This is a genomic window from Streptomyces sp. NPDC003077 (assembly GCF_040611095.1).
Classification (GTDB): Bacteria; Actinomycetota; Actinomycetes; order Streptomycetales; family Streptomycetaceae; genus Streptomyces.
The window spans coordinates 81967-93014 of the sequence record NZ_JBEXNM010000030.1 but is presented as its reverse complement, the minus strand read 5'-3'; the positions used below and the strand labels follow the sequence as shown (position 1 = coordinate 93014).

Genomic DNA, 11048 nt, shown 5'->3' with positions numbered 1-11048 from the left:
GGCGGGGCCGCGTCCGTACGGCCCCGCCCCGGGCACCCCCGCACCCGCCAAGGCGCGCCTAAACCTCGGCGACGACGATGACGACGCCGTCGCTCTGCGGGAGCTGGTCGAAGTCCATCCACTCGATGTGCTCGTGCATGTCGTGCAGCAGCCTCAGCTCCTCCGACGGGCGGGGGTGCTCCCTGAGGTGCGCCCCGATCGCCAGGCAGAGGCGCCCCCGGGTGTACTTCGTGTGCTCGGTGATGTCGGTGATCTCCACCGGCTCCAGTCCGGCGTCCCGCAAGAGGCCCGGATAGTCCTCGGTCCGCACCATCGGGGCCGTCCGCAGCGCGGTCAGCATCCGCGCCACCGCGGCCTTCTCCTCCTCGTCCTCGGTCTCGGGCCCGAGGAGGACGAAATCGGTCAGGACGGCCCGTCCGCCCGGCTTCAGCACACGGGCGATCTCCCGCAGCACCGCCACCCGGTCGGCGGCGTGCACCAGGCACTCGATCGCCATCACCCGGTCGAAGGCGGCGTCGGGGAACGGCATCCGGGCCGCGTCGGCGCGCTGGAACGCCACCCGGCCGGACACCCCCGCGGCCTCGGCCCGCGCCGTCGCGCGGGCCACCTCCCCGGCGCCGAGCGAGATCCCGGTGACCCGCGCCTCGCACCACTTCGCGAGGCGCACGCCCGGACCGCCCGCGCCGCAGCCGACGTCGAGCACCTTCATGCCCGGCCCGACGTCCAGCCGGTCCAGCACCTGGTCGGTCATCCGGGCGCTGGCCACCTCGAAGCCGCTGATGTCGTGCGGCCCGTGCCAGTAGCCGCTGTGCATGTCGCCGCCGCACATGCCGGTCAGCAGGTGGTGGTGACGCTCGTAGAAGTCGCCCACATCGGCGGGCTCGGGCAGTGTCGGCCCGTCGGCCGTCACGGTCTCCTGACGCATCCGCGCATCACCCCCGGCCGGCTTCACTTGGCTTCATCCGTCGTTGTTCGTCTTCACTTGGTCCGGGCCTCGGCGAGCAGCCGCGCGGCGTGCTCCGACACCAGCTCCGCCGCCGCGCGGACCTCCGGCGCCATGGGCCGGTCGGCGTCCAGCGGCGGGGAGATCTCGGCCAGTCGCGCCCACAGCCCGTCCTGCGGGGCGCCGGGCTCGACCATCGCGGCGAGCTGGGCGATGCCCACGGCGAGGGAACCGACGGCCAGCCAGCCCAGCTCCAGCGCGTCGCTCACGCCGTTGGCGCTGTTGAGCGCCATCGGCACGTGGTCCTGGTTCCAGCCGTTGGTCGGCAGCGTCGTCAGCGAGGCGGGCTGGACCAGTTGGCGGATGCGCGAGATGAAGGAGGTCGCGCTGATCTGCACCCCCGCCAGGCCGCAGCCGCGGCCGGCGCGCGGGGTGAGCATGGTCGGCAGGCCACCGTTGGTCGTCGGGTTCACCAGCAGGGCGAGCTGGCGTTCGGCCAGGTACGCCACCGTGTGCATGGCCAGGCCGATCTGCTCCGAGGCCAGGCCGACGGGCATGCCGTGGAAGTTGCCCGCGTGCAGCACCTCGCCCTCGTAGGTGATCGGGTTGTCGGTGCAGCCCAGGGCCTCGCGCAGCAGCACGTCACCGGCGTACGTGAGCTGGTCCAGCGCGGCGCCGAGCACCTGCGGGCCGCAGCGCAGGCTGTACGGCTCCTGCAACGGGCGGTCCTCACTGCGCACCAGGCCCGCCGGCAGCTCGTCGCGTATCCAGGCCGCGGCGGTCCGCTGGCCGACCTGGCCGCGCGCCTCCTGCACCCCGACGTGGAAGTGCTCGGGGTTGGCCTTGAGCAGGGTCGCGAGCCGGCCGGTGAGCACGGAGACCGCCCGGACCAGCCGCACCGCCGACTGCTGGTTGAGCAGGGCGACGGCCAGGCACACGCCGGTGCCGTTGACGAAGGCGAGCGCCTCCCGGACGGGCCACTCGAAGGGCTCGACGCCCAGCTCGTCCAGGGCCTCCTTCGCCGGCCGTCTGCGCCACTGCCCGTCCGCGTCGCGCAGCCACGCCTCCCCCTGCCCGGCGAAGGCGAGCGCCGCGCAGGCCAGCGGCTGGAGGTCACCGCTCGCGCTCACCGTGCCGTCGCGGGGGATCACCGGAGTGAATCCGCGGTTCCACATGTCGGCCAGCCGGTGCCACAGGTCGGGCGAGACCGCGGAGAACCCGCTGCGCATGCTGTTCAGCCGGAGCCACAGGACCAGCCTGCTGGTCTCGGGCGGCAGCGGCGCGCCCTGGCTGGTACCGAGGTGGGCGATCAGCGAACCGCCCTGCTCCATCTCGGACGTGGCCCGGTAGAGCACCAGCGGGCCGAACCCCTGGGTGAGCCCGTAGATGGGCCGGCCGTCGGCCAGGTGCCGGTCGATGGTCTCCGCGGCCTTCTCCAGGCGGGCGACGTCCGCGTCCGTGCACGGGTCGAGCTTGGCGTCCCACGCCGCGTTGCCGACGATCTCGGACAGCCGGTCCGTACTGCTCTGGTCGATGCCCGGCGCCTCGGTGACAAGGGTCATGTCGTTCCTTCGCGTTGGAGTGGTGGGGTGTGCGGCCGGGACGGACGCGTGCGCCGGCCTTCCGTGGATGTGGGCCGGGACGGACGCGCGCCGGCCTTCCTCGGGTGTGGGCCGGGCGGGGCGCGCGCCGGCCTTCCGTGGGAGAGGGCATGAGGCGCCGGACGTGTCCCGCCGGCAGGACCGCCGCGGTGCGGCGACCGGGCGATGCCGGTCCGGCGACCGCAGATGCCGAGTCGGCGACCGGGCACAGGCGATTCGGCGACCGGGCAAGGCCAATTCGTCGGCCGCGCGTCTCAGTTCAGCGACTCGGCGACTTCCATGAGATAGCGGCCGTAGGCGGAGCCCCGCATTTCGGCGGCCATGCGCGCGCAGCTTTCCTGCGAGATGTAGCCCATGCGGACCGCGATCTCCTCCAGGCAGGCGACCCGCTCGCCCTGCCGCTGCTCGATCACCTGCACGTACTGGCCGGCGGCGAGCAGGGAGTCGTGCGTGCCCGAGTCGAGCCAGGTGAATCCCCGGCCGAGGCGTACGAGCTTGGCCCTGCCCTGTTTCAGGTACGCCCTGTTGACATCGGTGATTTCGAGTTCGCCGCGTTCGGAGGGCGTGACGGACCGGGCGATTTCCACGACTTCGGAGTCGTACATATAGAGCCCGGTGATGGCGTTGTTGCTGCGCGGCCGGAGCGGCTTTTCCTCGATCGATACGAGGTTTCCCAGCTCGTCCGTCTCACCGATGCCATAGCGCTCGGGATCGGACACAGGGTAGCCGAACAGTGTGCAGCCGTCGACGTTCGCGACGGATTCGCGGAGCAGCCGCGGGAATCCGGCCCCATGGAAGACGTTGTCGCCCAGAATCAGCGCGGACGGGCCGCCGTCGATGAAGTCGGAGCCGATCAGGAACGCGTCCGCGATGCCCCGTGGCGTCGGCTGGACGCGGTAGCTGAAGTTCAGGCCCAACTGCGACCCGTCGGACAGCAGTCCCCTGATCATCGGCAGGCTCGACGGTGAGGAGATCACCAGGATGTCGCGAATGCCGGCCAGCATGAGAATGGAGATCGGGTAGTAGATCAGCGGCTTGTTGTAGACGGGGAGAAGCTGCTTCGAGGTCCCCAGAGTCAATGGATGCAAGCGCGTTCCATTGCCACCCGCGAGCACTATTCCCTTCATCGGTCCACCTATTCGTCATGAGAGCGGGATTCGGCGGCACGCTATCAGCCTTCGGCGGCACGGCCGAGTGGTCACCGGCATACTCTTTGCCGCGAGACTGTCCTGCCGGCGGGACAGCGGCCCCATTCGATAAAACCCGGTCGGCCACCGAACGGCTCTCTTCCGCGCACGGTGCGGTACGGTCCCGTTTCCGACAGGCCGGAAGAGGCTTGTTCAAGCGTGTTGCCGCGGGTACGTTTCCCCGGAACCGTTTCCTTCTCCCGGAGCGGCAAGTCAGGAGTGTGAATGTCGCGTACTACTCGTTGTCGTGTATGCAACGGCACAGTCACCGAGTTCTTTGATTTCCGGAGGCAGCCGCTCTCCGACTGTTTCCTCGCCCCGGGCAGCGCGGTGGAGAAGGAGTTCTTCTTCCGCCTCGCCATCGGTGTCTGCGCGGAGTGCTCCATGGTGCAGTTGATGGAGGAGGTCCCGCGCGAGAACATGTTCCACGAGGATTATCCGTACCATTCCTCTGGTTCCGCCTATATGCGCGCCCACTTCGAGCAATTCGCGAAGCGGCTGATCTCCACCGAATTGACGGGGGACTCCCCGTTCTTCGTCGAGATCGGCTGCAACGACGGGATCATGCTGCGGGCCCTCGCGGACGCCGGCGTCCCGAGCCTGGGCGTCGACCCGTCCGGCGTGGCCGACCTCGCGGCGGCCAAGGGCCTCCGGGTGCGCAAGTCGTTCTTCGAGGACGCGACCGCCCAGGAGATCCTTGAGGCCGACGGCCCCGCCGACGTGATCTACGCGGCGAACACCCTGTGCCACATCCCGTACATCGGATCCGTCCTGTCCGGCGTCACCAAACTGCTCGCCCCGGGCGGCGTGTTCGTCTTCGAGGACCCCTACCTCGGGGACATCGTGGAGCGTACGTCGTTCGACCAGATCTACGACGAGCACTTCTTCCTCTTCAGCGCGCGGTCGGTGCGGTTCATGGCCGCCCGGCACGGCCTGGAACTCGTCGACGTCGAACGGCTGCCGGTCCACGGCGGCGAGGTGCGCTACACGCTGGCCCACCGCGGCGCCCGGCAGCCGAGCCCCGCGGTGGCCGAACTCCTCGCCGAGGAGGAGCGCAGGAAGATCTCCGACCTGCCGACGCTGGAGAAGTTCGGCGAGAACGTGCAGAAGATCTGCAAGGACCTGACGACCCTGCTGCTGGACCTGAAGAGCAGCGGCAAGCGGGTCGTCGGCTACGGCGCCACCGCCAAGAGCTCGGTGGTCACCAACTTCTGCGGCATCGGCCCCGAGCTGGTCGAGTTCGTCAGCGACATCACCCCCAGCAAGCAGGGCCGGCTGACCCCCGGAGTGCACATTCCGGTCCGTCCTCACGAGGAGTTCTCGGCGGCGTACCCCGATTACGCGTTGCTGTTCGCCTGGAACCACGCGGAGGAAATCATGGAAAAGGAGCAGGAATTCCGTGCCGCGGGCGGCAAGTGGATTATGTACGTGCCGGACGTCCGTGTCGTCTGATCCCGGTCCCGCGTGATCGGGGAACTCTTGCCGCCCTCCGTGGCCTGGGTGGAGCGTTTCGACGACGAGACCGCGGTCTCGCCGTACGCGGAGGAAGAGGCCGTGATCGAGGGCGCGGGCGCGGAGCGCCGCCGCTCCTTCCGCACGGCACGGCACTGCGCACGGCGCGCCATGGCCGAACTGGGGCTGCCGCCCGCACCCGTACTGCCCGGCCGCCAGGGGGAACCCCGCTGGCCGGACGGTGTGGTCGGCAGCATCACCCACTGCGCCGGCTACCGCTGCGCCGCCCTCGCCCCGGCCACGGCCCTGCGCGGGCTCGGCATCGACGCCGAACCGCACCGCCCGGTGCCACCGCGCTTCCTGCGGTCCATCTCCCTCCCCCAGGAGCGCGCCGCGCTCGCGCGCCTGGCGGACGGGGACCCGTCGATCCACTGGGGCCGGCTGCTGTTCAGCGCCAAGGAGGCCGTCTACAAGGTCTGGTTTCCCTTGATGCGGTGCCGGCTCGGTTTCGGCGAGGCGGATATCAGGTTCTCGCCGGACGGCCGGTTCACCGCGCGGTTATTGCTGCCGGGGCCGGTGGTGGGGGAGCGCCCTGTCGGTACGCTTCACGGGCGCTGGTCGGTCCGCGACGGCCTTGCTCTGACGGCGATCGGGCTGGAGGCGTAAAGGCGGACCGGCCCCCAGGCCCTTTCAAGCCTGTGTGCCCGGCCGCGAGACCGCACCGGGTGTCCCGCGCGGCGGGACACCCGCGAAACCCGGGCGCGGCGCTCGCCCGGGGCAACAGAACGGCGCGACGTCCGAATACGAAAAGCCGACGTGGTTTTCCGCCGCGCCCAACCGCAACTCGATGACGAATCACCGCTGCGGTAAGCAGCGTTTCGCTGGAGGGTTGACTCCCCATCGCCCGGCCCTGATATTTCGTCATCCATGAACAAAGGGAGGTATTCAGTGAGTGAACTCAGCCTCACCGATACCGAAGTCGAGAACTTCATTCAAGACGGCTACGTAAAGATTCCCGGAGCGTTCTCGAAAGAGACGGCGGACATCTGCCGGGAACGGCTCTGGCGGGAGACCGGAAAGGACCCGCACAATCCCAGGACGTGGACCGAACCCGTCGTCCGCATCCCCCCGATCAACGATCCCCCGTTCCTGGAATCCTGCAACACTCCCCGATTGCACCGCGCCTACGACCAGCTTTACGGCGCCGGCCGCTGGATCGACCCCGACTGGCCCGGAACGTTTCCCGTACGGTTTCCGCACCCCGGTGATCCGGGAGACACGGCCTGGCACTTCGATGCCGGCTGGCATGTCGACGAGCACTGGTTCGAGGCGCTCGAAGACGGCGGCGACCTGTCCAAGGTCGACCCCTACGGCTTCCGGGTCAACATCCAATCGCGCGGCCGGGCCCTGCTGATCCTGCTGCTCTACTCGGACATCGGACCGGACGACGCGCCCACCGTCATCCGCGCCGGCTCGCACTTCGACGTCCCCCCGATGATCGCCCCGTTCGGCGAGGAGGGCACCCCCCTGCTCCGCGACGACGTCATCGACAAGGCGACGGCGCACCGTACGGAGGTACTGGCCACGGGCGAGGCCGGCGACGTCTTCGTGGTGCATCCCTTCCTGGTGCACGCCTCGCAGCCCAACCGGAGAGGCAAGCCCCGGTTCCTGGCGCAGGCGTCGGTGGAACCGCGCGAGTTGGTGCGGACCGAGCGCCCCGACGGGGACTACAGCCCGGTGGAGCGCGCCGTCCGCATGGGCCTGGGACTGAGCTGAGAGCGGGGTGGGCCACTCCACCCCGCTCGGCACCCCACGACGGTGACCGGCGCGCCACGCGCACCCCAGGGACGGCCTGCTTCCCAGAATCCGAGAAGCAGGCCTCCAGCCCCGCGCCGACTGCTCGCGGCGCGGGGCCGCGTGCGCTGCCCGCCGGTCCGCCTCCCCGTCAGTCGGCCACCACGTCCAGCAGCGCCCCCCGCCGATCGAGATCCAGAACGCGCTCCACATCCCGTGCGAGCCGTTCCCGATCCGCGTGGGCGAGGACGACCCGGCCGTACGAGGTGATCAGGTCGGTGGTCTTCTCGACCCGGTCGCCCGGGACCTGCGGACACGTGTCGAACAGATAGCTGTCGAGTCCCCCGCAGGCATCCTTCACCCGGTTCGCCGCGACCACGCCCGCCACCGGCGAGAAGAGGAAGCACTCGACCACTCCCCGCCGCAGGGACGGCCGGACCCGGGTTCCGTCGAGGTAGTCCTCCGGGGCCACGCGCGAGGCCAGCGTCAGGTCGATCAGGGAGTGCGTGGAGGACTCCTCGACCAGCGTCGGTCCGAGGCCGCCGTGCATGCGGGCGCCCGTCTCGATGAGGACCGGGCCCCGTTCGGTGAGGACGAGTTCGCTGTGGGCGGGCCCGTTGTCGATGCCGAGCGCGGCGAGGGCCCGTTCCACGTACGCCACGATCCCGGGGTGGTCGCCGACCTCCACCGCCGTCATGGCGCGGTAGACCGGCGTCCCGTCGATCGTCTCCTTCGTGTAGCGGAACATGTCGACGACGAACGGCGTGCCGTCCAGGGACACCGAGTCGACCACGTACTCCGGCCCGACGAGACGTTCCTGCACGAGGAGTTCGGTGATGACCTCGCCGGTGAGGGCGGTCCGGCCGAAGAGCCGGTCGCACGCGGAGCGCACCTCGTCCGGGGTGGAGCAGAAGAACACGCCGTCGGTGGCGAAGGACTTCACCGGCTTCACGACGTACTCGGCCAGGCCGCTGTCCGCGCACCACCGCACGAGGGACTCGGTGTCGGAGGCCTTGTGGTGCGGGATGTACGGGACGCCCGCGTCGCGCAGCCGGGCCTGCATCAGGAACTTGTCCCGGCGGGCCTCCGAGGGACCGGAGTTGGGGCGCATTCCCCAGTGGGCGGCCAGCGCGTCGTACACCTCCACGCCCGGCTCGGACCCGCAGACGAGGTGGTCCGGCCGGCGACCGCCACACAGGCGCTCGATCTCCGCCGCCGTCCGCGCGACGTCCGAGAACCGCAGTTCCGCGGCGAAGTCCTGGCGCGGGTGGCTCGCGAGGAGGGAGGGCGGCAGGGTCTGAGAGGTCAGGACGGCGATGGCGTCGAGGCCGTACCGCTCCTTCGCGCGGCGGGCGAAGACCGAGCCGCTGGAGTACGGGTCCACCACGACGAGCGTCTTGGTGTCCGGCGCGTCAGGCATGTTCGAGAACCTTCTCTTCGGGGGCGGTCCGCGGCGCGGTCCCGGCGTTCCGTACGAGGGCCATCGCGAGGGACCCGACCAGGGCGCAGCCCGCCGAGACCCACAGGGCCGCCTGCCACCGCCCGCCGTCGAGGAGCCCGCCGTAGACCGCGGCGGCGACGGCGCCGCCCAGATAGAACGAGGACTGCCGCAGGGCGATCGAGACCATCTGCCGCGCCGGCGCGAAGCCCGCCATCGCGACCGTGTCCAGCAGCGGCATCAGGCAGTAGTTGAACAGCAGCCGCAGCAGGTAGAGCACGATGAAGACGATCAGCGGGACCGTCAGCGACTGCAGGACGAGGCCGAGGACGGCCAGCACGCCGAAGAACACGGCGCTCGGGCGCAGCGAGAACCGCTTGACCAGCACGGGCGCGAAGATGGCACCGAAGATGCTGATGATCTTGTCGCTGCCCAGGATCAGCGAGATGTCGCTCACCGATATGTCGTAGATCTGGGAGAACAGCACGTTCGCGAAACGGAAGAACAGCGCGATCGACGCGCCCAGGAACCCGGCCGCCACGAACAGCGTCACGAAGTTCCGCTTCTCGCCCGGCGTTTCGGCCGCCGTGTGCGCGACCTTCGCGGCCGTCTTCGGGACCGATCGTGCCGAGGGGATGCGCAGGACGAGCATCAGGCAGGCGGCGACGAAGGACAGCAGCAGGAAGAAGCGGTACTTGTCGAGGGCGTCGGTGTGCAGCAGGCCGCTGATCCCGGACACCAGGGCCGACCCGATGACGCCCGCGCCCAGGTAGCAGATGAAGAAGGTGCTGAACAGGCGGGTGCGCCCGGACTCCGGGACCTGGGCGCCGGCGATCGCGTTGCCCACCGAGAGCAGGCCCAGCATGCCCGACAGGATGAGGCTCAGCACGACGGAGGCCGAGGCGACCGAGGACACGAAGGGCAGACCCGCGAAGGGGACGGTGTAGAGCACCGACGCCCCGATGAGCAGGGCCCGCTGCGAGACGTACCGGCCGAGGAGGAGGAGCGGGACGACCGCGACGGCCATGGCGCCGGTGGCGATGGCGTAGATCAGGCCGGCGTCGCCCTCACTGATGCCGCGTTCGGCGAGGTAGAAGTTGAACACCACGTCGAAGATGGTGTTCGCGAGGCCCATGAAGAACGAGGCGGCCAGGTAGAAGTAGACGGGCCGGGGCACCGCCGCGAGCTTACCGCGCAAAACGGACACGTCCCTCGGTCGTCTCCAGCGTCGTGCCGGAGTAGCGCTCGATCAGCCGGGCCACGTGGTCCCACGGCCCGTAGCCGTCCCGCGTGGCCAGGTGCCCGCCACCCGGGACGACGTCGACGGTGCTGCCCCAGGTCTTCGCCAGGGCCCTGCCCCGCTCCAGGGACAGGAACGGGTCGTTGTCGGACACCACGAGGTGCGAGGCCATCGGCAGCGCGGTGGCGGGCAGGGGCGCCTGCGGCTTGATGGCGGGCAGCGTGTCGGGCGCCTCGACATCGGCCGGGGCGACCAGGAGGCCGCCGACGACCCGGCGGTCGAAGCGCGTCGCGGCCCACTGCGCGACGGTCACCGAGCCGCAGCTGTGGCCGACGAGGAAGACCTCGCCGTCGAGGGCGCGTACGGTCTCGTCGAGCCGGGCGACCCAGCGGTCGCGGTCGACGCTCGCCCAGTCGTCCTGGATCACCCGGGAGAAGCCCTCGTAGGTGCTCTCCAAGTGCGTCTGCCAGTGGTCCGATCCGGAACCCGTGTAGCCCGGTACGGTCAAGAAGTGCATGGGCTCGTTACCTTTCGATCCCGAGGTCGTGGGCGGAGACGGTGATGCCGAAGTACCGGCCGACGAGTTCCTGGAGCTCCGCGCCGTCGTCTATGGGCGTGGTGGTGCTGCCGCCGTCCGCGACGACCGTCAGGTGCCCGTCCCGCACGCTCACCCGGCCGGTGGGAGTGGGGATACTCGCTACTTTGTGCCGGTTCAGGAGGCTGTGGGGCGAGGCCGTCGTGTAGAAGTGCGCCATCTCCAGATCGAGCGCCCGGGCCGGAGTGTCGACAAACCGGTAGATGTCCTGCCATTCGGTGGCGTTGACGGCGTGCTCCTTGATGGAAACCGTCCACACCGGGGCACCACCGGCGTGGTCGAGGCGGACCCTGGTGGAAAGGGCAGGGTGGGCCAGCTCCGCGCCGTCCGCGAGCAGGACCGGGCCCCGCGGGCCCCGGGCGCCGTACCCGATGTCGAACAGCCAACGCTCGCCGTCCACGGTCACGACGAAGACCTGGTGGGTGGCCGGGGTGGGGTGCGGCTCGCAGCCGCTGCCGAGCCGGATCTCGTAGTCGAGTCCGCACGCGTCGAACAGCGACTGCATCATCCGCCCCGTCTCGAAGCAGATCCCGCCCCGGCGGCGGTCCACGATCACCTCGCGGAGCGCCTCTTCGGTGAGGCCCCGCTCGGCGTTGCGGTGCATGCTGAAGTTCTCGAAGGGGACGCGGTACAGATGCGCCTCGTGCAGGCGCCGCAGGCACGCGAGGGTCGGCTCCAGTGGCGCGTCGAAGCCGATCCGGCTCGTGTAGCCGGTGATGAGCTGGTTCACAGGGGTCTTTCCGAGGGGTGGGGGAGCAAGGGTTTTCCGAGGTGGATGGGGGCCGGGGTCTTTCCGGA

At 70.1% G+C, this 11048-nt stretch carries 10 protein-coding genes; 3 read left to right on the top strand and 7 right to left on the bottom strand.

The features are described from left to right. Positions 1–58 precede the first annotated feature (58 nt). The 3 genes from ABZX96_RS20880 to rfbA all read right to left on the bottom strand — a co-directional run bounded on the left by ABZX96_RS20880 (position 59) and on the right by rfbA (position 3671). Positions 59–925 (bottom strand): methyltransferase domain-containing protein, encoded by an 867-nt coding sequence (locus tag ABZX96_RS20880; protein WP_355546488.1) that lies wholly within the window; start codon positions 923–925, stop codon positions 59–61. Positions 926–978: 53 nt separating this feature from the next. Continuing rightward, on the bottom strand, positions 979–2505 hold the full coding sequence (locus ABZX96_RS20875; protein WP_355546486.1) for an aromatic amino acid ammonia-lyase: 1527 nt from the start codon (positions 2503–2505) through the stop codon (positions 979–981). A gap of 293 nt (positions 2506–2798) precedes the next feature. Beyond that, the gene (rfbA, locus tag ABZX96_RS20870) at positions 2799–3671 is read right to left on the bottom strand and encodes a glucose-1-phosphate thymidylyltransferase RfbA (RefSeq protein ID WP_355546484.1); all 873 of its coding nucleotides are present in this window, start codon (positions 3669–3671) and stop codon (positions 2799–2801) included. A 285-nt stretch (positions 3672–3956) separates the two neighbouring features. Here rfbA and ABZX96_RS20865 point away from each other — a divergent pair, with 285 nt between their 5' ends. The 3 genes from ABZX96_RS20865 to ABZX96_RS20855 all read left to right on the top strand — a co-directional run bounded on the left by ABZX96_RS20865 (position 3957) and on the right by ABZX96_RS20855 (position 6959). Continuing rightward, positions 3957–5183: a class I SAM-dependent methyltransferase gene (locus ABZX96_RS20865; protein WP_355546482.1), complete on the top strand. Its 1227-nt coding sequence runs from the start codon at positions 3957–3959 to the stop codon at positions 5181–5183. A 12-nt stretch (positions 5184–5195) separates the two neighbouring features. Further along, a complete protein-coding gene (locus ABZX96_RS20860; protein WP_355546480.1) occupies positions 5196–5849 on the top strand; it encodes a 4'-phosphopantetheinyl transferase superfamily protein in 654 nt (217 codons plus the stop codon). A gap of 282 nt (positions 5850–6131) precedes the next feature. Further along, positions 6132–6959: a phytanoyl-CoA dioxygenase family protein gene (locus tag ABZX96_RS20855; protein ID WP_355546478.1), complete on the top strand. Its 828-nt coding sequence runs from the start codon at positions 6132–6134 to the stop codon at positions 6957–6959. A 169-nt stretch (positions 6960–7128) separates the two neighbouring features. On the opposite strand, the gene ABZX96_RS20850 is transcribed toward ABZX96_RS20855, so the two are convergent. Genes ABZX96_RS20850 through ABZX96_RS20835 form a run of 4 tightly spaced genes read right to left on the bottom strand, consistent with a single transcriptional unit; the run spans position 7129 to position 10980 of the window. Beyond that, positions 7129–8397 (bottom strand): ATP-grasp domain-containing protein, encoded by a 1269-nt coding sequence (locus ABZX96_RS20850; protein ID WP_355546476.1) that lies wholly within the window; start codon positions 8395–8397, stop codon positions 7129–7131. Further along, complete coding sequence (locus ABZX96_RS20845; protein WP_355546474.1) at positions 8390–9592, bottom strand: MFS transporter; 1203 nt, start codon at positions 9590–9592, stop codon at positions 8390–8392. The genes ABZX96_RS20850 and ABZX96_RS20845 overlap by 8 nt, the downstream gene beginning before the upstream one ends. Positions 9593–9602: 10 nt before the next feature. Beyond that, positions 9603–10172 carry an alpha/beta hydrolase gene (locus ABZX96_RS20840; RefSeq protein ID WP_355546472.1) on the bottom strand — a complete coding sequence of 190 codons (570 nt, stop codon included), beginning with the start codon at positions 10170–10172 and terminating at the stop codon, positions 9603–9605. A gap of 7 nt (positions 10173–10179) precedes the next feature. Next, entirely contained in the window at positions 10180–10980 is an 801-nt protein-coding gene (locus ABZX96_RS20835) for an arylamine N-acetyltransferase (protein WP_355546470.1), read from the bottom strand. Positions 10981–11048 lie beyond the last annotated feature (68 nt).